Source organism: Streptomyces sp. NPDC044003, from assembly GCF_056435185.1.
Window position 1 is genome coordinate 49,181 of sequence record NZ_JBWKFA010000006.1, and the last position, 24,478, is coordinate 73,658.

General features: G+C 69.8%; 21 protein-coding genes and 2 tRNA genes. 14 read left to right on the forward strand and 9 right to left on the reverse strand.

What is annotated here, in order from left to right:
- Positions 1 to 52 precede the first annotated feature (52 nt).
- Genes AC07AW_RS23605 through rpmH form a run of 5 tightly spaced genes read right to left on the reverse strand, consistent with a single transcriptional unit; the run spans position 53 to position 2,766 of the window.
- A complete protein-coding gene (locus AC07AW_RS23605; protein ID WP_030685783.1) occupies positions 53 to 565 on the reverse strand; it encodes a Jag family protein in 513 nt (170 codons plus the stop codon).
- A 30-nt stretch (positions 566 to 595) separates the two neighbouring features.
- Positions 596 to 1,909 (reverse strand): membrane protein insertase YidC, encoded by a 1,314-nt coding sequence (gene yidC, locus AC07AW_RS23610; protein ID WP_478817434.1) that lies wholly within the window; start codon positions 1,907 to 1,909, stop codon positions 596 to 598.
- A gap of 3 nt (positions 1,910 to 1,912) precedes the next feature.
- Positions 1,913 to 2,239: a membrane protein insertion efficiency factor YidD gene (gene yidD / locus AC07AW_RS23615; RefSeq protein WP_369145306.1), complete on the reverse strand. Its 327-nt coding sequence runs from the start codon at positions 2,237 to 2,239 to the stop codon at positions 1,913 to 1,915.
- Entirely contained in the window at positions 2,236 to 2,607 is a 372-nt protein-coding gene (rnpA, locus tag AC07AW_RS23620; protein ID WP_478817435.1) for a ribonuclease P protein component, read from the reverse strand. Before rnpA ends, yidD begins: the two co-directional genes overlap by 4 nt.
- Positions 2,608 to 2,628: 21 nt before the next feature.
- Positions 2,629 to 2,766 carry a 50S ribosomal protein L34 gene (gene rpmH / locus AC07AW_RS23625; protein ID WP_469754110.1) on the reverse strand — a complete coding sequence of 46 codons (138 nt, stop codon included), beginning with the start codon at positions 2,764 to 2,766 and terminating at the stop codon, positions 2,629 to 2,631.
- A 397-nt stretch (positions 2,767 to 3,163) separates the two neighbouring features.
- Between rpmH and dnaA the strand changes: the two genes are divergently transcribed.
- The 12 genes from dnaA to AC07AW_RS23685 all read left to right on the forward strand — a co-directional run bounded on the left by dnaA (position 3,164) and on the right by AC07AW_RS23685 (position 19,283).
- Positions 3,164 to 4,936 (forward strand): chromosomal replication initiator protein DnaA, encoded by a 1,773-nt coding sequence (gene dnaA, locus AC07AW_RS23630; RefSeq protein ID WP_478817436.1) that lies wholly within the window; start codon positions 3,164 to 3,166, stop codon positions 4,934 to 4,936.
- A gap of 828 nt (positions 4,937 to 5,764) precedes the next feature.
- Positions 5,765 to 6,895: a DNA polymerase III subunit beta gene (gene dnaN, locus AC07AW_RS23635; RefSeq protein WP_478817437.1), complete on the forward strand. Its 1,131-nt coding sequence runs from the start codon at positions 5,765 to 5,767 to the stop codon at positions 6,893 to 6,895.
- Between the two features lie 111 nt (positions 6,896 to 7,006).
- Positions 7,007 to 7,885: a phosphogluconate dehydrogenase (NAD(+)-dependent, decarboxylating) gene (gnd, locus tag AC07AW_RS23640; RefSeq protein ID WP_478817438.1), complete on the forward strand. Its 879-nt coding sequence runs from the start codon at positions 7,007 to 7,009 to the stop codon at positions 7,883 to 7,885.
- Between the two features lie 59 nt (positions 7,886 to 7,944).
- Positions 7,945 to 9,066 carry a DNA replication/repair protein RecF gene (recF, locus tag AC07AW_RS23645; protein WP_478817439.1) on the forward strand — a complete coding sequence of 374 codons (1,122 nt, stop codon included), beginning with the start codon at positions 7,945 to 7,947 and terminating at the stop codon, positions 9,064 to 9,066.
- Entirely contained in the window at positions 9,063 to 9,617 is a 555-nt protein-coding gene (locus AC07AW_RS23650) for a DciA family protein (protein ID WP_478817440.1), read from the forward strand. Before recF ends, AC07AW_RS23650 begins: the two co-directional genes overlap by 4 nt.
- A 420-nt stretch (positions 9,618 to 10,037) precedes the next feature.
- The gene (gyrB, locus tag AC07AW_RS23655) at positions 10,038 to 12,068 is read left to right on the forward strand and encodes a DNA topoisomerase (ATP-hydrolyzing) subunit B (RefSeq protein ID WP_478817441.1); all 2,031 of its coding nucleotides are present in this window, start codon (positions 10,038 to 10,040) and stop codon (positions 12,066 to 12,068) included.
- A 41-nt stretch (positions 12,069 to 12,109) separates the two neighbouring features.
- Complete coding sequence (gyrA, locus tag AC07AW_RS23660; protein ID WP_478817442.1) at positions 12,110 to 14,719, forward strand: DNA gyrase subunit A; 2,610 nt, start codon at positions 12,110 to 12,112, stop codon at positions 14,717 to 14,719.
- 106 nt (positions 14,720 to 14,825) lie between these two features.
- A complete protein-coding gene (locus AC07AW_RS23665) occupies positions 14,826 to 15,386 on the forward strand; it encodes a DUF3566 domain-containing protein (RefSeq protein ID WP_478817443.1) in 561 nt (186 codons plus the stop codon).
- 98 nt (positions 15,387 to 15,484) lie between these two features.
- Positions 15,485 to 15,558: transfer RNA gene (locus tag AC07AW_RS23670), tRNA-Ile, on the forward strand.
- A gap of 160 nt (positions 15,559 to 15,718) precedes the next feature.
- Positions 15,719 to 15,853, forward strand: a complete 135-nt coding sequence (locus AC07AW_RS23675; RefSeq protein WP_003958712.1) for a DLW-39 family protein — start codon at positions 15,719 to 15,721, stop codon at positions 15,851 to 15,853.
- Positions 15,854 to 16,188: 335 nt separating this feature from the next.
- The gene (locus tag AC07AW_RS23680) at positions 16,189 to 17,976 is read left to right on the forward strand and encodes a vWA domain-containing protein (RefSeq protein ID WP_478817444.1); all 1,788 of its coding nucleotides are present in this window, start codon (positions 16,189 to 16,191) and stop codon (positions 17,974 to 17,976) included.
- Positions 17,973 to 19,283, forward strand: a complete 1,311-nt coding sequence (locus AC07AW_RS23685; RefSeq protein WP_478817445.1) for a hypothetical protein — start codon at positions 17,973 to 17,975, stop codon at positions 19,281 to 19,283. Before AC07AW_RS23680 ends, AC07AW_RS23685 begins: the two co-directional genes overlap by 4 nt.
- A 12-nt stretch (positions 19,284 to 19,295) precedes the next feature.
- Here the strand turns inward: AC07AW_RS23685 and AC07AW_RS23690 are convergent, their stop codons facing one another.
- Positions 19,296 to 20,684: a serine/threonine-protein kinase gene (locus AC07AW_RS23690; protein WP_478817446.1), complete on the reverse strand. Its 1,389-nt coding sequence runs from the start codon at positions 20,682 to 20,684 to the stop codon at positions 19,296 to 19,298.
- A gap of 64 nt (positions 20,685 to 20,748) precedes the next feature.
- Positions 20,749 to 21,297 carry a helix-turn-helix domain-containing protein gene (locus tag AC07AW_RS23695; RefSeq protein WP_478817447.1) on the reverse strand — a complete coding sequence of 183 codons (549 nt, stop codon included), beginning with the start codon at positions 21,295 to 21,297 and terminating at the stop codon, positions 20,749 to 20,751.
- 130 nt (positions 21,298 to 21,427) lie between these two features.
- On the opposite strand from AC07AW_RS23695, the gene AC07AW_RS23700 reads away from it, so the two are divergent.
- Positions 21,428 to 21,500 (forward strand) — tRNA-Ala (locus tag AC07AW_RS23700).
- A gap of 222 nt (positions 21,501 to 21,722) precedes the next feature.
- On the forward strand, positions 21,723 to 22,565 hold the full coding sequence (locus tag AC07AW_RS23705; protein WP_478817448.1) for an AfsR/SARP family transcriptional regulator: 843 nt from the start codon (positions 21,723 to 21,725) through the stop codon (positions 22,563 to 22,565).
- 22 nt (positions 22,566 to 22,587) lie between these two features.
- Here the strand turns inward: AC07AW_RS23705 and AC07AW_RS23710 are convergent, their stop codons facing one another.
- Together AC07AW_RS23710 and AC07AW_RS23715 are read right to left on the reverse strand one after the other, a co-directional pair.
- Entirely contained in the window at positions 22,588 to 23,196 is a 609-nt protein-coding gene (locus AC07AW_RS23710; protein WP_478817449.1) for a response regulator transcription factor, read from the reverse strand.
- A gap of 46 nt (positions 23,197 to 23,242) precedes the next feature.
- On the reverse strand, positions 23,243 to 24,427 hold the full coding sequence (locus AC07AW_RS23715) for a sensor histidine kinase (protein ID WP_478817450.1): 1,185 nt from the start codon (positions 24,425 to 24,427) through the stop codon (positions 23,243 to 23,245).
- Positions 24,428 to 24,478 lie beyond the last annotated feature (51 nt).

Below are 24,478 nucleotides of genomic sequence, written 5' to 3' on the forward strand. Positions count from 1 at the left end.
GACAAAGATCGGCCCCGCCTGCGAACAGACGGGGCCGACACTACGTGAGGGTTCAGGCCGGGAGCACAACGACGAAGCGCTGCGGCTCCTCGCCCTCGGACTCGCTGCGCAGACCGGCGGCGGCGATCGCGTCGTGCACGACCTTGCGCTCGAACGGCGTCATCGGGTCCAGCTTGACCGGCTGGCCCGTGGACTTCACCTCGGCCGCGGCCTTGGCGCCCAGCTCGGCGAGCTCGGCACGCTTCTTGGCCCGGAAGCCGGCGATGTCGAGCATCAGTCGGCTGCGGTCACCGGTCTCGCGGTGCACGGCAAGCCGGGTCAGCTCCTGGAGGGCCTCCAGGACCTCGCCGTCGCGGCCCACGAGCTTCTGCAGGTCGCGGCTGCTGGAGTCGCTGATGATCGAGACCGCGGCCCGGTCCGCCTCGACGTCCATGTCGATGTCGCCGTCGAGGTCGGCGATGTCGAGCAGGCCCTCGAGGTAGTCGGCCGCGATCTCACCCTCCTGCTCCAGGCGGGTCAGGGTGTCGCCACCCTCGGCGGCGGCGGAGGTAGTGCCTTCCGTCACGGATGGACTCCTTCTTGCTTCTGGGAGGGCTTACTTCTTGGAGGACGGGTGCTTGGGCCGCTGCTGGCCCTTGCGCTGCCCCTGACCGGACTTGCCCTGACGGGAGCCTCCGGAGTTGGCGCGGCTCGGACGCTGGGGCTTGTCGGCCTGCGCCTCGTCCTTGGCCTCGCTCTTGGCAGGACCCTGGGGCTTCTTCTCGAGCGAAGTGGTCGCCTCTTCGGCGGCCGGCTCGGAGGCTTCCTCGGTGTCCTTCGCCACGGACTGGGCTCCGGATGCCTGACGCTGGGCCTTGGTCTGACGCTTGGGCTGCTGGCGCTTGGCGGCGGCACCGCCCTCGGCCTCGGCCACGAGGGTGTCGCCCTTGATCACGGTGCCGTCGGCCTGGGCGGCGAAGCCGGCCTTGGAGAGGCCCGTGAAGAAGCGGCGCTCGTTCTCGTTGCGGTCGCTGCCCTTGGCCACGATCACCTTGACGATGTTCTTGCGGCGGCGGCCGCGGACCTCACCGTGCTGCGTGATGCTCTTCAGCAGGCGCTGGAGGTAGGAGTCCTGAGCCTTGCTTCCCGGGGTCGGGTTCTGGTTGATCACGTACATCTGCTGACCCATGGTCCACACGTTGGTGGTCAGCCAGTAGACGAGGACACCGACGGGGAAGTTGATGCCCATGCCCGCGAAGATCAGCGGGAAGATGTACATGAGCATCTTCTGCTGCTGCATGTACGGGGTCTTCACCGAGAGGTCGACGTTCTTCATCATCAGCTGGCGCTGGGTGAAGAACTGCGAGGCCGACATCATGATGATCATGACCGCGGTGACGATGCGGACGTTGGTGATCGAGGCACCGAGGGCCTCGGCCTCCGCAGCACTGTCCATGAACTTGGCGGCCAGCGGGGCGCCGAAGATATGGGCCTGCCGGGCGCTCTCGAGCAGCGACTGGTTGATGACGCCGATGGTCTCGCCGTTGGCGATGGACGAGAGCACGTGGTACAGGGCGAAGAAGAACGGCGACTGCGCCAGGATGGGAAGGCACGAGGAGAGCGGGTTGGTGCCCGTCTCCTTGTACAGCTTCATCATCTCTTCGGACTGACGCTGCTTGTCGCTCTTGTAGCGCTCCTGGATCGCCTTCATCTTCGGCTGGAGCGCCTGCATGTTCCGCGTCGACTTGATCTGCTTCACGAAGAGCGGGATCAGGCAGATACGGATCAGCACCACCAGGGACACGATGGAGAGACCCCAGGCCCAGCCCGTGTCGGGGCCGAAGATCGCCCCGTACATCTTGTGGAACTGGACGATGACCCAGGAAACGGGCCAGGTGATGAAGCTGAACAGACTGGCAATCGTGTCCACTAATCAGGCTCCTTGAGCATTGGGCGAGGTCTCGGCGGCCGGGCTCGTCTCGGCGGTGGGTCCGCCCTTGTCGCCGCGCAGCGCGTTCCGCAGCATCTCGTGCCAGCGGGGGCGCTTGCGCGGGGGGACATGATCCACACCGCCGGGCGACCACGGGTTGCACCGCAGGATCCGCCAGGCGGTCAGGGCCGTGCCCTTGATCGCGCCATGCCGGTCGATGGCCGTGAATCCGTAGTGGGAACACGACGGGTAGTACCGGCAGACGGGGCCCAGGAGAGGGCTGATCGTCCACTGGTACAGCTTGATGAGAGCCAGCAGCGGGTACTTCATCGCGCGCCCCCTCCCAGCAGCCGCTGGAGAGCGGCGTCCAGGTCTCGGGCCAGCTGTGCGTGATCGGCGTCGCCGGCTCCGGGCAACGCCCGTACGACCACCAGGCTACCGGGGGGCAGCTCGGAGAGACGGTCGCGGACGAGATGGCGCAGACGTCGCTTCACCTGGTTGCGTACGACCGCACCGCCCACGGCCTTGCTCACGACGAAACCCGCACGCGTCGGGGGAGCGCTCTCCCCAGGCGCGTGCGGGTTCGTTGCACCGCTGCGTAGGTGGACGACGAGGAGCGGGCGACCGGCCCGGCGACCTCGGCGTACCGCGGTTGCGAAGTCCTCGCGCCGCCTCAGCCGATTCTCGGTAGGCAGCACGTCATGACCTGATTAAGAGAATCAGGCGGACAGCTCAGCGCGACCCTTGGAACGGCGGTTCGCAAGGATGGCTCGACCGGCACGCGTACGCATCCGCAGGCGGAAGCCGTGGGTCTTGGCGCGACGACGGTTGTTCGGCTGGAAGGTGCGCTTGCTCACTCGGGGGCTCCAGAAATGATTCGTAGATGGCGGGACATCGCCTGGCTGTCACCGTGCGCCCACGAGTAGCTCGCAATACGCCCGAGTGCACCGCTACACGATCACTGACCGTGATCTTTGCCCATCGGAGGCAGGCGGCAGCAGCCATCGACAACTCGACCTGGTTACGGTACGCGCGGCTACGCCATCCGGTCAAACCGACCTGTCGCCACCCCCCATTGTGCACAGGCTGTGGACAACAACTTGAACCACGTCATCCGGCCCGACTACCGTGGACGGTCTCCACAATCTTTTTCCGTTCTGTCCTCACCTGTCCCGGGCGGACCCGTCCTCACGGACTTCGCCCCACTGTCCCCGAGAACCACACCATCGTGGGACCTGCGAGAAAGCGTGCCCCGTGGCTGACGTACCTGCCGATCTTGCCGCAGTGTGGCCACGCGTCCTCGAGCAGCTCCTCGCGGAGGGCCAGCAGGGAATCGAGCCCAAGGACAAGCAGTGGATCGAGCGCTGCCAGCCGCTCGCCCTGGTCGCGGACACGGCGCTGCTCGCCGTACCCAACGAGTGGGGCAAGCGGGTCCTCGAGGGCCGGCTCGCCCCGCTGATCAGCGAGACCCTCAGCCGTGAGTGCGGCCGGCCGATCCGGATCGCGATCACCGTCGACGACTCCGTCGGCGAGCCGACGCCGCCGGCGCCCCCGGTGCAGCAGCCCCGCTACGACGAGCGTCCGCAGCCCGAGCCGTACGAGAAGTACGAGGGGTACGGCCACCGGCCGATGCCCGACGACGGGCTGCCCACCGTGCGCCCCGCCTATCCGGACTACCCGCAGCAGCAGCGGCCCGACCCCGGTGCCTGGCCGCGCACCCAGGAGGACCTCTCCTGGCAGCAGCCGCGGCTCGGCGGCTACCAGGAGCGCGCCCCGTACACCGGTCCGGAGCAGTCCCGGGCGACCCGTTACGACGAGCCGGCCCGCGGCTACGAGACGCAGCGGCCCGAGCGCGCCGAGCTGCCCGACCCGCAGAACCACGGTCCTCGTCCCGGCCCCCGCCCCGGCGGTCCGGTGCCCGGCCCCGGCGGTGTGCCGGGCGGCGGTCCCGGCTCCTCGTCCTCCGGGCAGGGCGCCGGCGCTCCGGGGGAGCAGCACGCGCGGCTGAACCCCAAGTACCTCTTCGACACCTTCGTCATCGGTTCCTCGAACCGGTTCGCGCACGCGGCCGCCGTCGCGGTGGCCGAGGCGCCGGCGAAGGCGTACAACCCGCTCTTCATCTACGGGGAGTCGGGTCTGGGCAAGACCCACCTGCTGCACGCGATCGGGCACTACGCGCGGAGCCTCTACCCGGGCACGCGCGTGCGGTACGTGAGCTCCGAGGAGTTCACCAACGAGTTCATCAACTCGATCCGCGACGGCAAGGGCGACGCCTTCCGCAAGCGCTACCGCGATGTGGACATCCTGCTCGTCGACGACATCCAGTTCCTGGCGAGCAAGGAGTCGACGCAGGAGGAGTTCTTCCACACCTTCAACACCCTGCACAACGCGAACAAGCAGATCGTGCTCTCCTCGGACCGGCCGCCCAAGCAGCTGGTCACCCTGGAGGACCGGCTCCGCAACCGCTTCGAGTGGGGTCTCACCACCGATGTGCAGCCGCCGGAGCTGGAGACGCGCATCGCGATCCTCCGCAAGAAGGCGGTGCAGGAGCAGCTCAACGCCCCGCCGGAGGTGCTGGAGTTCATCGCCTCCCGGATCTCGCGGAACATCCGTGAGCTGGAGGGCGCGCTGATCCGGGTGACGGCCTTCGCGAGCCTCAACCGGCAGCCGGTGGACCTCGGGCTGACCGAGATCGTCCTCAAGGACCTGATCCCCGGGGGCGAGGACAGCTCGCCGGAGATCACCGCTCCCGCGATCATGGCGGCCACCGCCGACTACTTCGGTCTGACGGTGGAGGACCTCTGTGGATCCTCGCGCAGCCGCGTCCTGGTGACGGCCCGGCAGATCGCCATGTACCTGTGCCGTGAGCTCACGGACCTGTCGCTGCCGAAGATCGGCGCGCAGTTCGGCGGCCGCGACCACACGACGGTGATGCACGCGGACCGGAAGATCCGTGCCCTGATGGCGGAGCGGCGCTCCATCTACAACCAGGTCACCGAGCTCACCAACCGCATCAAGAACGGCTGACGCGGGCCTCCACGGCCTCTCCAGAAGCTCCGCAAGGGCGCTCCGGGACACCTCCCGGGGCGCCCTTCGTCGTTCCCGCGGTGCTCCGCCCGTCCCCAACTTCCCCTGCCCTGTTCGATTACTCCGTTCCGGTGGCAGGTTCTCCACAGATTGGGGGATGATCTCCCGTCCACAGGGTGGGGACTGTTGAGTTATCCGGATTGTGTCCACAGGCCGGCCTGGTGACAGATCATCACCGCAGGTCAGACCCTTGTGGAATTGTTGGCAAACGATCTCCACAGGCTGTGGATGAATCTTTCGTCCACAGGGAGCCCTGAAGGTTGTCCACTGGCTGCCCACAGGGGGCGGTCGGTTGCCCACAGCTTCTCCACACCGCTGTCCACTGTTCGGCAACGAAACGGCCCCGCTCACTGGGCCGAGTGAAAGCGGTCACACCAAGGGAGACGTTTGGGCTGTGGGGAACCTGGGGAAAGCTGGGGACAGCGCTGGGGAGAACTCCCCATGGCCTGTGTACCGGCTGTGCAGAACTTTCGGGTGTCCACAGATACCCCCGGTTGTCCACGGGCTCCACCCACAGCCTCGGTGGACAAAAAATCGGGCCTGACCTGCGCAAATGGCGTTATCCACGGTTTCCACAGGCCCTACTACTACTCCCACATAGAGTTAGCCCGGAATTCGCTTCGAAGTGGGACCTGTGCACAACTCGGCGCCGGAGCTCCGACGCGCTCTTGTCGCGACTTGACCCCGAGCAGCACCGAGTGTCGGTGGCGTACGTCAGACTGGTTCCCGCAGTCGACGAAGAGCCAGCAACAGCAGGAGGCGGTTCCGGTGAAGATCCGGGTGGAGCGCGATGTACTCGCGGAGGCGGTGGCCTGGGTGGCCCGCAGCCTCCCGGCCCGTCCGCCGGCGCCCGTACTCGCGGGCCTTCTGCTGAAGGCCGAGGACGGCGTCCTGAGCTTCTCGAGCTTCGACTACGAGGTCTCCGCCCGGGTCTCGGTCGAGGCCGAGGTGGAGGAGGACGGCACCGTCCTCGTCTCCGGCCGGCTGCTCGCCGACATCTGCCGCGCCCTCCCCAACCGTCCCGTGGAGATCTCCACAGACGGTGTACGGGCGACCGTGGTCTGCGGCTCCTCCCGCTTCACCCTCCACACCCTGCCTGTGGAGGAGTACCCGGCACTGCCGGAGATGCCCACCGCGACCGGCACGGTCCCCGGTGAGGTCTTCGCCTCCGCCGCCGCGCAGGTGGCCATCGCCGCCGGCCGTGACGACACGCTGCCCGTCCTCACCGGTGTGCGCATCGAGATCGAGGGCGACACGGTCACCCTGGCCTCCACCGACCGGTACCGCTTCGCGGTCCGCGAGTTCCTGTGGAAGCCGGAGTCCCCGGACGCCTCCGCGGTCGCCCTGGTGCCCGCGAAGACCCTCCTGGACACCGCCAAGGCGCTCACCAGCGGCGACACGGTGACCCTGGCGCTCTCCGGCTCCGGCAAGGGCGAGGGCCTCATCGGCTTCGAGGGCGCGGGCCGCCGCACCACCACCCGCCTCCTGGAGGGCGACCTCCCGAAGTACCGGACGCTCTTCCCCACCGAGTTCAACTCGATCGCGGTGATCGAGACCGCCCCCTTCGTGGAGGCCGTCAAGCGTGTGGCCCTGGTGGCCGAGCGCAACACCCCGGTCCGGCTGAGCTTCGAGCAGGGCGTGCTCATCCTGGAGGCCGGCTCCAGCGACGATGCACAGGCTGTGGAGCGTGTGGACGCGCAGCTGGACGGCGACGACATCTCGATCGCCTTCAACCCGACCTTCCTGCTGGAGGGCCTGAGCGCGATCGGCTCCCCCGTCGCCCAGCTCTCCTTCACGACCTCCACGAAGCCGGCGCTGCTGAGCGGCAAGCCCGCGCTCGACGCGGAGGCGGACGAGGCCTACAAGTACCTGATCATGCCGGTGCGGCTGAGCGGCTGATCGGCCCAGAACGGGGGCATCGCCTGAGCGGCTGACCCCACAGGTGTGCACCCGGGTCCGGGCGTAGGCTCGGACCCGGGTAAACCGCACACGACGCTTAAGGAATCTCTGATGGAGCTCGGTCTCGTCGGTCTCGGCAAGATGGGCGGCAACATGCGCGAGCGCATCCGCCGCGCAGGCCACACCGTCATCGGATACGACCGCAACCCGGACCTCGCCGATGTCCACAGCCTGGAAGAGCTTGTGAACAAGCTCAAGGGTCCGCGCGTCGTGTGGGTCATGGTTCCGGCCGGTGCCGCGACCCAGTCCACCATCGACGAGCTGGCCGACCTGCTCTCCCCCGGCGACATCGTCGTGGACGGCGGGAACTCGCGCTGGACGGACGACGAGAAGCACGCCGAGGAGCTCGCCGCCAAGGGCATCGGCTTCGTCGACTGTGGCGTCTCCGGCGGTGTGTGGGGCCTGGAGAACGGCTACGCGCTGATGTACGGCGGCTCCGCCGAGGACGTGGCGAAGGTCCAGCCGATCTTCGACGCGCTCAAGCCCGAGGGCGAGTTCGGCTCGGTCCACGCGGGCAAGGTCGGCGCCGGCCACTTCGCGAAGATGGTCCACAACGGCATCGAGTACGCGATGATGCAGGCCTACGCCGAGGGCTGGGAGCTCCTGGAGAAGGTCGACTCCGTCACCGACGTGCGCGAGGTCTTCCGCTCCTGGCAGGAGGGCACGGTCATCCGTTCCTGGCTGCTCGACCTCGCGGTGAACGCGCTGGACGAGGACGAGCACCTGGACAAGCTGCGGGGCTACGCGTCGGACTCCGGCGAGGGCCGGTGGACGGTCGAGGCCGCCATCGACAACGCCGTCCCGCTCCCGGCGATCACCGCTTCGCTGTTCGCGCGGTTCGCCTCCCGTCAGGACGACTCCCCGCAGATGAAGATGATCGCCGCGCTGCGCAACCAGTTCGGCGGCCACGCGGTCGAGACGAAGAAGTAATCCACAGGCTGTGCACCCCGCGGTGCACAGCCGCCGGGGGAAGAAGGTCGGCGCCCACCATGCACGTCACGCATCTCTCGCTGGCCGACTTCCGCTCCTACGCCCGGGTCGAGGTCCCGCTCGACCCGGGCGTCACCGCTTTCGTGGGCGCGAACGGCCAGGGCAAGACCAACCTGGTGGAGGCCGTCGGCTATCTCGCGACCCTCGGGAGCCACCGCGTCGCCTCCGACGCCCCGCTCGTCCGCATGGGGGCGGAGCGCGCCGTCATCCGCGCCGCCGTCACCCAGGGCGAGCGCTCCCAGCTGATCGAGCTTGAACTCAACCCGGGCCGGGCCAACCGCGCCCGTATCAACAGGTCCTCGCAGGTCAGACCGCGTGACGTGCTCGGGATCGTACGGACCGTGCTGTTCGCCCCCGAGGATCTGGCCCTGATCAAGGGCGACCCCGGCGAGCGCCGGCGCTTCCTCGACGAGCTGATCACCGCGCGCACGCCGCGCATGGCGGGCGTGCGCTCCGACTACGAGCGCGTGCTCAAGCAGCGCAACACCCTCCTGAAGTCGGCGGCGATGGCCCGGCGCCACGGCGGCCGCGGCATGGACCTGTCGACCCTGGACGTCTGGGACCAGCACCTGGCCAGGGCGGGCGCCGAGCTGCTCGCCCAGCGGCTCGACCTCATCGGTGTACTGCAGCCGCTCGCCGACAAGGCGTACGAGCAGCTCGCCCCCGGCGGCGGACCGATCCTCCTCGAGTACCGCCCCTCCGCGCCGGGCACCGGGCACACCCGTGAGGAGCTGTACGAGCAGCTGCTCGCCGCCCTCGCCGAGGTCCGCAAGCAGGAGATCGAGCGGGGCGTCACGCTCGTCGGACCCCACCGGGACGAGCTGTTCCTGAAGCTCGGCGACCTCCCCGCGAAGGGGTACGCGAGCCACGGCGAGTCCTGGTCGTACGCGCTGGCGCTGCGGCTGGCCTCGTACGACCTGCTGCGCGCCGAGGGCAACGAGCCGGTCCTCGTCCTCGACGACGTCTTCGCCGAGCTGGACGCCCGGCGGCGCGAGCGGCTCGCGGAGCTGGTGGCGCCCGGTGAGCAGGTGCTCGTCACGGCGGCGGTGGACGACGACGTGCCCGGCGTGCTCAAGGGAACGCGGTACGCCGTGTCCGGCGGGGCGGTGGAACGCGTATGAGCGAGGAGAACTCCCCACAGCCTGTGGACAGGCCGGCCGCGCCCGAGCCGTCGGGTGTGGATCTCGCCCGGGTCGCGCTGCGCGCGGCCAAGGAGCAGGCCCGCGCGAAGGGCGCGGCCGCGGCGCAGAAGAAGCAGGCCCGGCGCGGGGGCGGGCTGCGCTCCGGCGCGCGCGCCGACGGGCGCGACCCGATGGCGCTCGGCGCCGCGATCAACCGGCTGATCACCGAGCGCGGCTGGGAGACCCCGGCGGCGGTCGGCGGGGTCATGGGCCGCTGGCCGCAGATCGTCGGCGAGGACCTGGCGAAGCACTGCGTCCCGGTGAAGTTCGACGACGAGCCGGACGCGCGGGTGCTGACGGTGCAGTGCGACTCGACGGCGTGGGCGACGCAGCTGCGGCTGCTTGCGCCGACGCTGGTGGCGCGGCTCAACGAGGACCTCGGGCACGGGACGGTGCGGCTCATCAAGGTGCTGGGGCCCGGTGGCCCCCGGCGGGGGTACGGGCCGCTTCGGGCGCCCGGCAGTGTCGGGCCCGGGGACACGTACGGCTAGAGCGCCGGGCGTCTGGGGTGCGGGGCCTCGTGGTGCGGGTCTACCGCAAGGCCCTCGGGGTGCGGGTCCCAGCAGTAGGGCGCCGTGCGGGTGGGCGTTGTGCCCACCCTCCCCCGACTCCGTCCGGGGGGACCCCCACGCCCTGCGGAACGATTGCCCACAACGGGGGCGGATCCGATGCCCACAGCCGGTGCCCACTGGCCGTCACCGCCCGAAGCGCTAGGTGGCCGTCTAAGGCCTCTGGAGCCCCTATCCGGATATGGGGAGTCGTCTCGCTCCCGCTCAGGGCGGCACATGCGCATTCAGGTACCGGCAAACCCCCATGACTGTCGGCGCTACCGGTAGACTGGGAGACAATCCCGCCACCCTGCGGAACATGTCGAACGACGCAGCCGCTCCGGTATGCCCGGAGAACGGCCTGTGCTGTGCCAGAAAGGGCGCTTCGTGGCCGATTCCGGCGACCCCAACGAGAACAACCAGTACACCGCCAGCAACATCCAGGTCCTCGAAGGCCTGGATGCCGTGCGCAAGCGCCCTGGCATGTACATCGGCTCGACCGGCGAGCGCGGTCTGCACCACATGGTGCAGGAGGTCGTCGACAACTCGGTCGACGAAGCCCTGGCCGGCCACGCCGACACCATCGACGTGACGATCCTGGCCGACGGCGCCGTGCGCGTCGTCGACAACGGCCGTGGCATCCCCGTGGGCATCGTGGCCTCCGAGGGCAAGCCGGCCGTCGAGGTCGTGCTGACCGTGCTCCACGCGGGCGGAAAGTTCGGCGGCGGCGGCTACGCCGTCTCCGGCGGTCTGCACGGTGTCGGTGTGTCGGTCGTCAACGCCCTGTCCACCAAGGTCTCCGTCGAGATCAGGACGGACGGCCACCGCTGGACGCAGGACTACAAGATGGGCGCCCCGACCGCGCCCCTGGCGCAGCACGAGGCGACCGACGAGACCGGCACCTCGGTCACGTTCTGGGCCGACCCGGACATCTTCGAGACGACCGAGTACTCCTTCGAGACGCTCTCGCGCCGCTTCCAGGAGATGGCCTTCCTCAACAAGGGCCTGACGATCACGCTCACCGACGAGCGCGAGTCCGCCAAGGCCACGGTCGGCGCCGACGACCCGGACGCCGAGGCGGCGGCCGAGCAGGCCGCGCGCACGGTGAAGTACCACTACGAGGGCGGCATCGTCGACTTCGTGAAGTACCTCAACTCGCGCAAGGGCGAGCTGGTCCACCCCACGGTCATCGACCTGGAGGCCGAGGACAAGGACAAGAGCCTGTCCCTCGAGGTCGCGATGCAGTGGAACAGCGGCTACAGCGAGGGCGTGTACTCCTTCGCCAACATCATCCACACCCACGAGGGCGGCACGCACGAGGAGGGCTTCCGTGCGGCGCTGACCTCGCTGATCAACAAGTACGCGCGCGACAAGAAGCTGCTCCGCGAGAAGGACGACAACCTCACGGGCGACGACATCCGCGAGGGTCTGACGGCGATCATCTCGGTCAAGCTGAGCGAGCCGCAGTTCGAGGGCCAGACCAAGACCAAGCTGGGCAACACGGAGGTCAAGACCTTCGTCCAGAGGGCGGTCTACGAGCACCTCAACGACTGGCTCGACCGCAACCCGATCGAGGCCGCGGACATCATCCGCAAGTCGATCCAGGCCGCCACCGCGCGCGTGGCCGCGCGCAAGGCGCGCGACCTGACCCGGCGCAAGGGTCTCCTGGAGTCGGCGTCGCTGCCGGGCAAGCTGTCCGACTGCCAGTCGAACGACCCGTCCAAGTGCGAGATCTTCATCGTCGAGGGTGACTCCGCCGGCGGCTCGGCCAAGTCCGGCCGGAACCCGATGTACCAGGCCATCCTGCCGATCCGCGGCAAGATCCTGAACGTCGAGAAGGCCCGGATCGACAAGATCCTGCAGAACACCGAGGTCCAGGCGCTGATCTCGGCCTTCGGCACCGGTGTGCACGAGGACTTCGACATCGAGAAGCTCCGCTATCACAAGATCATCCTGATGGCGGACGCCGACGTCGACGGCCAGCACATCAACACCCTGCTGCTGACCTTCCTCTTCCGCTTCATGCGGCCGCTGGTCGAGGCCGGGCACGTCTACCTCTCCCGCCCGCCGCTCTACAAGATCAAGTGGGGCCGGGACGACTTCGAGTACGCCTACTCGGACCGGGAGCGGGACGCGCTCGTCGAGCTCGGCAAGCAGAACGGCAAGCGGATCAAGGAAGACTCGATCCAGCGCTTCAAGGGTCTCGGCGAGATGAACGCCGAGGAGCTGCGCGTCACCACCATGGACGTCGAGCACCGCGTGCTCGGCCAGGTCACCCTGGACGACGCCGCGCAGGCCGACGACCTGTTCTCGGTGCTCATGGGCGAGGACGTCGAGGCACGCCGCTCGTTCATCCAGCGCAACGCCAAGGACGTTCGCTTCCTCGACATCTGAGTCGGTCTCAGCTGACCGTACGAAAGGACTGACGACCAGCAATGGCCGACGAAAACACCCCGACCAGGACCACCGAAGAAGAAGAGCCGGTACTGCGGATCGAGCCCGTCGGGCTCGAAACCGAGATGCAGCGCTCGTACCTCGACTACGCGATGTCCGTCATCGTGTCCCGCGCGCTGCCCGACGTACGGGACGGCCTCAAGCCCGTCCACCGGCGCGTGCTGTACGCGATGTACGACGGCGGCTACCGGCCCGAGAAGGGCTTCTACAAGTGCGCCCGCGTCGTCGGTGACGTCATGGGTACGTACCACCCGCACGGCGACTCCTCGATCTACGACGCGCTCGTCCGCCTCGCCCAGCCCTGGTCGATGCGCATGCCGCTCGTCGACTCCAACGGCAACTTCGGCTCCCCGGGCAACGACCCGGCCGCCGCCATGCGCTACACCGAGTGCAAGATGGCGCCGCTGTCGATGGAGATGCTCCGCGACATCGACGAGGAGACCGTCGACTTCACGGACAACTACGACGGCCGCAACCAGGAGCCGACGGTCCTCCCGGCCCGGTTCCCGAACCTGCTGGTCAACGGCTCGGCCGGTATCGCCGTCGGTATGGCCACCAACATCCCGCCGCACAACCTGCGCGAGGTCGCGGCCGGCGCCCAGTGGGCGCTGGAGCACCCCGAGGCCAGCCACGAGGAGCTCCTCGACGCGCTGATCGAGCGGATCAAGGGCCCCGACTTCCCCACCGGCGCGCTCGTCGTCGGCCGCAAGGGCATCGAGGAGGCGTACCGCACCGGCCGTGGCTCGATCACGATGCGCGCGGTCGTCGAGGTCGAGGAGATCCAGAACCGCCAGTGCCTGGTGGTCACGGAGCTGCCGTACCAGACCAACCCGGACAACCTCGCGCAGAAGATCGCCGACCTGGTCAAGGACGGCAAGATCGGCGGCATCGCCGACGTCCGCGACGAGACCTCGTCCCGGACCGGCCAGCGCCTGGTCATCGTGCTCAAGCGCGACGCCGTCGCCAAGGTCGTCCTCAACAACCTGTACAAGCACACCGACCTGCAGACGAACTTCGGCGCGAACATGCTGGCGCTCGTCGACGGCGTGCCGCGCACCCTCTCGCTCGACGCGTTCATCCGCCACTGGGTGACGCACCAGATCGAGGTCATCGTCCGCCGGACGAAATTCCGGCTGCGCAAGGCCGAGGAGCGCGCCCACATCCTGCGCGGTCTGCTCAAGGCCCTCGACGCGATCGACGAGGTCATCGCGCTCATCCGCCGCAGCGAGACCGTCGAGGTCGCGCGGACGGGCCTGATGGACCTCCTCACGATCGACGAGATCCAGGCCAACGCGATCCTGGAGATGCAGCTCCGCCGGCTCGCCGCCCTGGAGCGCCAGAAGATCGTCGCCGAGCACGACGAGCTCCAGGCGAAGATCAACGAGTACAACGCGATCCTGGCCTCCCCGGAGCGCCAGCGGGCGATCGTCAGCGAGGAACTGGCCGCGCTCGTCGAGAAGTTCGGCGACGACCGCCGCTCCAAGCTCGTGCCCTTCGACGGTGACATGTCCATCGAGGACCTGATCGCCGAGGAGGACATCGTCGTCACCATCACGCGTGGCGGCTATGTGAAGCGGACGAAGACCGAGGACTACCGCTCGCAGAAGCGCGGCGGCAAGGGTGTGCGCGGCACGAAGCTGAAGCAGGACGACATCGTCGACCACTTCTTCGTCTCCACCACCCACCACTGGCTGCTGTTCTTCACGAACAAGGGCCGGGTCTACCGCGCCAAGGCGTACGAGCTGCCGGACGCCGGCCGGGACGCGCGCGGCCAGCACGTGGCCAACCTGCTCGCCTTCCAGCCGGACGAGCAGATCGCCCAGATCCTGGCGATCCGCGACTACGAGGCCGCGCCGTACCTGGTACTCGCCACCAAGGCCGGCCTGGTGAAGAAGACCGCGCTGAAGGACTACGACTCGCCCCGCTCGGGCGGTGTCATCGCGATCAACCTGCGGGAGACCGCGGACGGCGGCGACGACGAGCTGATCGGCGCCGAGCTGGTCTCGGCCGAGGACGATCTCCTCCTCGTCAGCAAGAAGGCGCAGTCGATCCGCTTCACCGCCACGGACGACGCGCTGCGTCCGATGGGACGTGCCACCTCGGGCGTCAAGGGGATGAGTTTCCGCGAGGACGACGAACTCCTCTCGATGAATGTCGTCCGGCCCGGTACTTTCGTCTTCACCGCGACCGACGGCGGGTACGCGAAGCGCACCCCCGTCGACGAGTACCGCGTCCAGGGCCGTGGCGGCCTCGGTATCAAGGCCGCCAAGATCGTGGAGGACCGCGGCTCGCTCGTGGGCGCGCTGGTGGTCGAGGAGACCGACGAGATCCTCGCCATCACGCTGTCCGGCGGTGTGATTCGTACGCGAGTCAACGAAGTCAGGGAGACCGGCCGTGACACCATGGGCGTCCAGCTGATCAACCTGGGCAAGCGCGATGCCGTCGTCGGCATCGCACGGAACGCCGAGGCGGGCAGCGAAGACGAGTACGTCGAAACGGCAGACGACGCCGAGGGCGTGGTCGAGTCGGTCGAGGTCGACGCCGAGGCGGTCGAGGGCACGGAGCCTTCGGCCGGGGAGCACGAGGAGTAAGAGCGTGAGTGGAGCCACGGGCGCCGGATCGGCGGCTGCCGGAGCTTCTGCTGGTGCTGGAGCGAACGGCGCCCGTGGCCCCGCCACGGACTCCCAGGGGGTTGCGGTGACGGACACTCGGGGGCAGCAGCCCTCGTACGAGACCTACAACGGGCCGCTGCCCGGCGAGCGCCCCCAGGGGCAGTCGGGCGGGCCCTACCACCCGCCGCAGGCGTACGGCACGCCTGAGGGCGGTACGCAGGGCGGGCAGACCGGGGCCGTGCGCCGGCCGCGGACCGGGGCGCGCACGACGCCCAGGACGCGCAAGGCGCGGCTGCGGGTGGCCAAGGCCGATCCGTGGTCGGTGATGAAGGTGAGCTTCCTGCTCTCCATCGCGCTGGGCATCTGCACGGTCGTGGCCGCGGCGGTGCTGTGGATGGTCATGGACGCCATGGGCGTCTTCTCGACGGTCGGCGGCACGATCAGCGAGGCCACGGGCTCGAACGAGTCCAACGGCTTCGATCTGCAGTCCTTCCTGTCGCTGCCGCGGGTGCTGATGTTCACCTCGGTGATCGCCGTGATCGACGTGGTCCTGATGACCGCGCTGGCGACGCTGGGTGCCTTCATCTACAACCTGTCGGCCGGTTTCGTGGGCGGTGTGGAGCTGACGCTGGCCGAGGACGAGTGACCTGCGAGGGGGTCGGTCGGTTACCGATTTTGGGACTGGCCCCCACGTGCGCTAATGTTCAGGAGTCAGCGCGCGGGACACACACCGCAAAGCGCGGCGGGGCTATAGCTCAGTTGGTTAGAGCGCATCCCTGATAAGGATGAGGCCACAGGTTCAAATCCTGTTAGCCCCACAGTTCAGATCGACCCGGATGGTTCCTCCATCCGGGTCGATCTGTTTGTGCGAGGTTTGAAGCAGGGGTGCGAAGCCCGTACAGGTCACCGATCGGTATCGGTCGATGTGTAGAGTGGGCGTCAGAAGTCTCCTACGTCAACGAAAGACGAGGTCGCGCGGTGAAGAAGCTTCTCCTGGTCGCACTGGCCGCCATCGGCGGGCTCCTCGTGTACCGCCAGATCCAGGCGGATCGCGCCGAGCAGGATCTGTGGACGGAGGCGACCGACTCCGTGCCCGCAGGTTCCGGTGTCTGAGAGACACACACTCTGTGGGTGAGGCCCCGGCAGCGCGTGAGCGCCGCCGGGGTTTCGCTGTTCCAGGACCGTGACACGGGTTCCCTTGAGTTCGCCAGCGCAAATCACTAGCTTGCTAAAGCAAAGTTGAGTGATCGCGAACAAGGGGGACGGCTGTGAGGGTTCGACTTCTTCCACATCGACTGCTTCCACAACGACTGCTTCCACATCGACTTCTTCTACTTCGACGGGGGATCGCGGGAGGGACGGTCGCCGGACTGTGCGCCCTGCTGCTCGCACCGGCCCCGTCCGCGGTCGCCGAGACCGCGCAGGAGCCGGGCGGGGGCAGCCTCGTCATGGTGCTCGACTCCTCCGGCTCCATGGCCGACCCGGTGGGCGGCGGAGACCCCGGCCGTACGAGGATGGCGGCGGCCCGCGACGCGGTCGGGACCGTCGTCGACGGCCTTCCCGACGGCCACCCCACCGGCCTGCGCGTGTACGGCGCCGACCGGACGAGCGGCTGCACCGACACCCGGCTCGTGAAGCCGGTCGCCCCCCTCGACCGGGCCGGCCTCAAGGCGGCCGTGGCGGCCCTCACGCCCAAGGGGGACACCCCCATCGGGCTCTCGCTGCGGAAGGCCGCCGAAGACCTGCCCGCACCGCCTCCCGGGGCCATCACGACCCGCACGATCCTGCTGATCTCGGACGGCGATGACAACTGCGGCACCCCGCAGCCCTGCGAGGTCGCCGCCGAGCTCGCCCGCCAGGGCATCGGGCTGCGCATCGACACCGTCGGCTTCCAGGTGAAGGGCAAGGCCCGGGAGCAGCTGGAGTGCGTCGCCGAGGCCGGGAACGGCCGCTACTACGACGCGCCCGACGCCGACGCGCTCGCCCGCCAGCTCCAGCGGGCCGCCCGCCTCTCCGCGGACGGCTACCGGCTGCGCGGCACCAGGATCGAGGGCACGCCCACCAGGGACGGCGCACCCGCGCTGCCGCCCGGCCAGTACCTCGACACCATCGGACCCGGCGAGAAGCGGTACTACGCGGTCGACATGGACGACGCGTCCACGGTGAACCTCGCCGCCACGGCCGTCCCGCAGCCCGGGGCGGCGGTGGACACCGTCGACAAGCTGGCGACGACCATCGTCTGGGTCTCGGGCATCGGCGACGAAGGGGGCTGCGCGACGCGGTCCCAGATCTTCCACCAGGACGAGGGCGCCGTCCCGCTGACCTCGGCCGTCTCCCGCATCCCCACCGAGACCCGGTACTCCACCTGCGACAACGCCGGGCGCTACTGGCTGCGCGTCACGCGGGAGAGCAAGCCGGGCTCCGACGCGGCCCGCTGGCCCCTGGAGATCGTCCACGGCGTCGAGAAGCCCCTGCCCGCCGGGGCCGTCCCGGCACAGTCCCAGCCCGAGTACGGCGCCGGCGGCCCGGAGGCCGCCCTGCCCACCGGCGACCCGAAGGACGTACGGGGCGGCACCGGCTTCAACGACGCGAAGGAACTCGGCCCCGGCGTCTTCCGCGACCGGCTGCTGCCCTCCCAGACCCTCTGGTTCAAGGTGCCGGTCGGCTGGGGCCAGCAGCTGCGCTACGACGTCGAGTTCGCCAACGAGCCGACCGTCGGCGACAACGGCTCCCCGGCCCGCTCGTACGGCGGCACCGAGGTATACACCCCGTCACGCCACCCGGTCGGCGGCGGCACGGGCGTCTTCACCCCCGAGACCACGTACACCGGCGAACCGATCGCGCTGAAGATGGGCACGGTCCCCGTCGCCTGGGCCAACCGCTACGAGGCCGACCCGAACGTGATCGCCACGCACGCGCCCGGCGGCCACTACATCGCCGTCACCCTCGGCGCCGACGCGGCCGGGATCGCCCGGAACCCCGAGATCGCCGTCGTCCTGCGGATCGCCGTCCTCGGCGAGGAGAAGGCCGGACCCGAGCACCACGCGCGCGTGAAGGCCCCCGCGAAGCAGGACGAATCCACCGCGCGGGCGGACACCGGCGGTGCGGGCGGGGCAGGATGGACCGGCACCACGGCCGTCGCGGTGGGCGGCGGGGCACTGGTGCTGCTCGCCGGGGTGCTGATCGCCCTCGGGCGGGCGCGGCGCAGGGCGGGAAGGAACGGGAGAGACGCGTGAGCACGCAGGCCGGCAGGCGGACCGGGATCGGTCGGAGGGCGGGAGCCCTGATCGCGGCGGCCACGGCCGTGGGCGCGGTGACGGCACTGCCCGTCCAGGCCCAGGCGGCCGAAGGCGCGGCGGTACCGCCGTACGCCTTCGACGGCTCGGCCCAGCGGATCCAGGGCGCCGCCTCCAGCCTCGACGCGAAGGCCCTGAAGACGGGGCAGACGTACCGGGACACCGTCAAGAAGGACGGCAAGCTCTACTACCGGGTCGACCTCGACGACAAGCGGAACTCGTACGTCTCCGTGGTCGCCGTGCCGAAGCCCGGCGGCAAGGTCGAGTACAGCGACGGCGTCAAGGTGACCATGCAGGACGGCTCCGGCGCCGAATGCAGCTACCAGCAGGTCAACTTCTCGTCGGCCGACTACGCGCGGCCCCTCGCCGCCTACGCCCGCCGGATCATCGACGCGGACAGCTCCAGCTGCCAGCGGGCGGGGGCCTTCTACGTGCTCGTCGAGCGCTCCTCGAAGGCGACCTCCTCCCCGGACGACTGGGAGCTCGAGATCCGGCACCTGTCCGAGCCGCCGCTGAAGAAGGCCGGGCCGACCGAGCTCCCGTCCGCCTGGCCCTCCGCCACGCCCGCGCCGCCGACGGGAGGCCCCAAGCCGCGGCAGGGCGGCTCCGGCATTCACGACGCCGCCTCGCTGACGCAGGGCGAGTGGCGCTCCGACATCCGGCCCGGCCAGACGCTCTTCTACCGGGTGCCCGTCGACTGGGGACAGCAGCTCTTCACCACCGCCGAGCTCGGCAGCAGCTCCGCCGCCGACGCGTACGTCTCCAACGCCCTGGTGCTCTCCCTGGAGAACCCGGCGCTCGGCCACGTCGACGAGAACACCGTCACCTACGACGGGAAGCCCGCGACGGTGACGCTCGGCCCGCAGCGGCCGGTGGCCCACGCGAACCGCACCTCGTACGACGACGCCACCAACGGCATGCGGTTCGCCGGCTGGTACTACCTGTCGGCCACCCTCAGCCCGGCGGTCGCCAAGGACTACGGCGACAAGCCGGTGCCGCTGACGCTGCGGGTGAACGTCATGAACAAGGCCGCGTCCGGTCCCGGGTACGACGGGGACCCCGGGCCGTTCGCCGTGACCGCCGACGACAAGGACGCGGCCGCGAGCGGGTCCAGCGGCGCGCAGGTGGAGGAGGCCGCCGAGCGGAGCGGCTCCATGAAGATCGTCGCGGCGGCCGGGATCGGCACCGGGACCGTCCTGCTGCTCGGGCTCGGGGCCTGGACCCTGCTGGCCCGGCGCAGGGCCTGAGATCCGCCGGGCTCAGATCTGCGTCAGGGCCCAGATACCGACCGCGAGCGACACCAGCGCGAGCAGGAGCACCGGGACCGCCACCTTCGGGGGCGGTCCCGGTCGGCGTACGGGGGCGAGCGCCGTGGGTGCCGTGTGCGGGGCGGGAACCTGATCGGGTCGAGCGGTGTATGGATGAGTAGGGGCTTGTCCGTACGGCGTCGCGGAGGTGGGCGCCTGCTCGAAGGAGGGGGTCGGGTGCGTGACCGGGGGAGGCAGGTGGAAGCTGCCCGTCTCGGAGGGCCCGGGCGGCGTCGGGGCCGCCGGGGCGTGGACGGTGGGCTGGTACGGCTGCTGGTGGGGCTGTACGGGGTGTGCAGCGGGCTGTACGGGGTGCGTGGGGTGCGCCGGGGGCTGAGCCGGCTGGGCGGGCTGCTCCTGGGGCGGTACGGGCGCGGCGGCGGGCGCCGGCGCAGCGAGGTCCGTGGTGGCGGTGCCTGCGGTGCCTGCGGCGCCTGCGGGGGCCGTGGGTCCTGTGGGGCCCGTCGGGCCTTCGGGGCCGAAGCCGGACGGGAGCGGGCCGAGCTGGTCGAAGATCTCGACCGGCTCCTCGCCGGGGCCCGTCTCGGGCAGCATCTCGACGGCGGCGCTCAGCGCCTTCCGCGCTCCCGTGGCCGTACGGAACCGGGCCTGCGGATCGGGCTGCAGCAGACCGGCGAGCACCTGCCACAGGGGCTCGGGAATGCCCTCGGGGGCGCCCGGGGTGCCGTGCGCGAGGAAGTGCTCGACCAGGGTCTGGGAGTCCGGCTTGCGGCCCTGGAGCAGATAGAGCGCGACCAGGCCGGTGGCGAAGAGGTCGGCGGTGAAGTCGGGCTCGGCGCCGAGGAGCTGCTCGGGCGCGAAATAACCGGGCGTCCCCACCACGTAGTTGGTCTCGGTGAGGCGGGGTTCGCCCTTGCGCATGGAGATGCCGAAGTCGGACAGCCGCAGATGCGGCCGCCCGGTGCCGGTGACCTCCATGAGGATGTTGGCGGGCTTGATGTCCCGGTGCACGACCCCCTCGGCGTGCACCGTGGCCAGGCCCGAGAGCAGCTGGTCGAGCAGCGTGCAGACGAAGCGGGGCGGCAGCGGGCCGTAGTCCCCGATGACGTGGGCCAGCGAGCCGCCGGCCACCAGGTCCATGGTGAAGAGGACCTTGTCGTCGTCGGCGGCCCAGCTGGCCGGGGCGAGGACGTGCGGATGATCGATCCGCAGCGCCTGCTCACGGACGAAGCGGAGCAGCGTGTGCGCGTCGCTCTGCAGGAGCACCTTGGCCGCCACATAGCGGCGGCGCCGGTGGTCCCAGGCACGCCACACCGCGCCCGCCCCGCCGCGTCCGATCGGGTCGATCAGCTCGTACCGACCAGCGAAGACCTCACCCATCGCGCTGTGCCCGCTCCCCGTGTGCGTCGTCTCTCCGCGGTGCCGGCCGGCTGCCGGGCCCGCGTCAGTTCTGGTGCGACTCGTAGTGGGCGACCGCTTCGGCGGTGCGCCCGGCGCCGTACACCCGGAGGAACTCTGCCAGTTCCGGGTGGGCCGGGGCGAGCGAGTCGGCGGCGTCGATGATGTCGCCGGCGGCCGCCACGGAGCGCAGCAGCGACTGGATCTCGCGGACCACACGGCGCACGGTCGGCGCGCCGGATCCGGTGGCGGTCTGGCCCGTGCCGGTGAGGACGGAGCCGCCCTGCGACTTCTTGATCTCGTCCATGCGGTCGGTGGCCTCGGCGGCGCTGACGCTGCCGTCGGCGACCTGGACGGCGAGCTCCTGGAGGGCCTGGACGCGCTGGACGACGGCCGGGTTGCCGATCTTGGCCCGCTGGCCGCTCATCAGCTGGGACAGCATGGGCGCGGAGAGCCCGAGCACGGCCGCGAGCCTGGCCTGATTGAGCCCGAGATCGTCGATCAGGCGACGGAAGAGCGCCCCCAGCGGCTCTCCGTACCAACTGCGCTGAAGCTCTCTGGCTCTCGCCGTGGCTTCCTGCTGCGCTGCGTCCATTGCTTACTCCCCATCCCTTAGGTTCGCCACTGCGAACCTCGGTCAGCATCTTACGGAGAGTGGTTGCCGACCGGGAGTCCCAATCCTTTTGCCGGACATAGGGGTGGACCCGGTACGCTGTCCTCGTTCCGGGGCCTTAGCTCAGTTGGTAGAGCGCTGTCTTTGCATGGCAGATGTCAGGGGTTCGACTCCCCTAGGCTCCACCGGACGAATGCCCCCTGGCCTGTGGAGAACACAGGTTCAGGGGGCTTTTTCGATGGGCGCGGGGGTCCGGTCGCTGGACTCGTGCTCGGGTCTCGCTCGAGTGAGCTGGTCATGGTCCGATCCATGACGACGGCCCTGGGAGGCGCGGACGAGGCGTGCAATCGTCGATACCGACATTGCTGATCAGTCCCTCCAATATCGGAGCACTCCGGGGGAGTTTCATGGATGTGGGGATTCTCGGGCCGCTCGCGGTCCGTCTGAACGGGCAGTCGATCGTTCCGAGTGCGGGCAAGCCGCGCCAACTGCTCGCGCTGCTCGCCATCAGAGCGGAGCGGGTGGTGACCGTACCGACGCTGATGGAGGAGATCTGGGGGGACGCGATCCCCAAGAGCGCGGCCACCACACTGCAGACGTACATCCTTCATCTGCGCCGCAAGGTCGCCGCGGCGCTGCGTGCCGGGGCGCCGGGCGGTGGACTCGACCGGGGCGGGGACGCCAAGGAGGTGCTCACGACGTCCTTCGGGGGGTACCGGCTCGCCGTGCGTCCGGAGGACAGCGATCTGCGGGAGTTCCAGTCACTGGCGGCCCGCGGGTCGGTGGCGCTGGAGGCGGGTGACGCGCGGGCCGCGTCCGTGACGCTGGAGCGGGCGCTCGGGCTCTGGCGGGGACCCGCACTGGTGGACGTGCCGGTCGGGCGGGTCCTGGGGGTCGAGGTGCTCGGGATGGAGGAGCAGCGCACCCGCGTCCTGGAGCAGCGGATCGAGGCGGATCTGCTGCTCGGGCGGCACGCCTCGCTCCTGGCCGAGCTGCGGATGCTGGTCGCCCGGCACCCGATGAACGAGAATCTCGCCGCCCAGCTGATGACGGCGCTGTACCGCTCGGGCGGGGTGTGGCGGGCCCTCGAGGTGTTCCAGGAACTGCGCCGGACGCTCGTCGAGGAGCTCGGCGTGGAGCCTTCGCACCGACTGAGGCGGCTGCACCAGGCGGTGCTCTCCGGTGAGCCCGAGCTGGAGCTGGGGCGGGAGCAGGCGCCGTACGCGGGCCTTCATCTGATGCGTACCTGAGGCGTACGAGTCCGGCCGGCGGTCAGACCAGCCAGCCGGACTCGTGCGCGATGCGCACCGCGTCCACCCGGTTGCGGGCGTTCAGCTTGGTGACCACCGAGGTCAGGTAGTTGCGGACGGTCCCTGTGGACAGGTGCAGCCGGGCGGCGATCTCCGGGGCCTCGTCGCCCGCGGCGGTCAGGCGGAGCACCTCCAGCTCCCGTTTGGTGAGCGGACTCTCGGCGCCGTCCCAGGCCGCGAGGGCGAGCTGGAGGTCGATGGCGCGGTGCCCGGCCGCGATCCGGCGGATCGCCTCGGCGAGGTCCTGCGGGGAGGCGTCCTTCGGCAGGAAGCCGGCCACCTTGGCGTCCAGTGCCCGGCGCAGGACGGCGGGCCGGCTGAGGCTCGTCAGGATGAGGGTGCGGCAGGAGGGGAGTTCCTCGGCGAGCAGCGCCGCCGCCGTGAGGCCGTCCATGCCGGGGAGCCCTATGTCGATGATCGCCACGTCGGGGCGGTGCTCCAGGGCGGTCGGGAGGATTCTGTCGCCGCGTTCGACCTGCGCGACCACGTCGAGGTCGTCTTCCAGGCTCAGCAGCGCCACCAGCGCGCCGCGGATCATGCCCATGTCCTCGGCCAGCAATATCCGTATCATTGCGGTGAATCCCCCCATGGTCTGACCATATTCATACTACAATTGTTTATTTCTGTGCGTTCTCCTTCCGGTTAAGGCCGACTGTGTCAGGTCGAGCGGGCAGGGGCGCGCGGGCGGTCATCCGGAACCAACCGTCGTCGCTCAGCTCGGTGGTGAGGCTGCCGCCGACACGGCCGAGGCGGTGGGTGAGATTGCCCAGGCCGGAGCCGCCGGCTTCGTCCACCGCCGCCTGCCGGGGCAGGGGACCCGCCTCGTCGGGGCCCCGGTCGGCGAGCTCCACGCCGTCGTTGGCGATGCTGAGCGTGATCAGGCCCTCCTCCTCCCAGCACCGGATCGTGCACTGGTGGACATGGCTGTGCCGCAACGCGTTGGTGACGCCCTCGCGCAGCACGGTGGCGAGCACCGTGTCGATCTCCGGCGGCAGCGGGCCCGTGTCGATGGCCGCCACCACCTCGATCCCCGCCGCCTCCAGCATCGAGCGGGTGGCGGTCGCCTCCTCGCGCAGCGACATGTCGCGGTAGCCGGTCGCGACCTTGCGCACATCGGCGAGCGACTGGCGGGACAGGGCCAGGATGGAGTCGGTCTCGGCCCTGGCGGGCCCCGGCATCTCCGGCACCAGCCGGCGGACCAGTTCGGTCTTCAGGGTGATCGCGGACAGGTTGTACCCGAGCAGGTCGTGCAGGTCCCGGGAGAAGCGGAGCCGCTCGTCGGCCACGGCCAGCCGGGCCAGGTCGGCACGCTGGGCGTGCAGCCGGGTCACCAGACCGGTCAGGCTGCTCAGCCCGAACACCACGAGCCCGGTGACGAGGGTGGTCTCCAGCGCGTAGACGCTGTCGAACAGCCCGCGGTCCGCGACGAGCGCCGCGTACCCGAAGAGGGAGAGTCCGATCGCCACGTACAGCGGCCAGGCCGTCCGGCCCGGGAGGAGCAGGAGGACGGAGCCGGCCAGGAAACCGGACATCGCTCCCCATGCCAGATGGAACAGCGCGAGCGGCACGAAACAGCACACGGCCTGCACGGCGAGGGTGGTGACACGCCATCCGTAGGAACTCTGCCGGGCGTGGGGCCTGGAGTGCACGAGCTGGAGGCCGAACATCACGAGCAGGCCCAGGAATCCCGCCCCGGTCTCGACGGGAGATGCTCGGGTGCCGAGGATGTTCACGGCGGTGACCAGGGAGTATCCGGCCAAGGTGGCCAGCAGGACCGAGCGGGCCAGGCGGGGGGCCAGCACGGTGGAGCCGTCGTGGGAGGGGCGTGGGACGGGGTCGTTCGGATCGTCTGA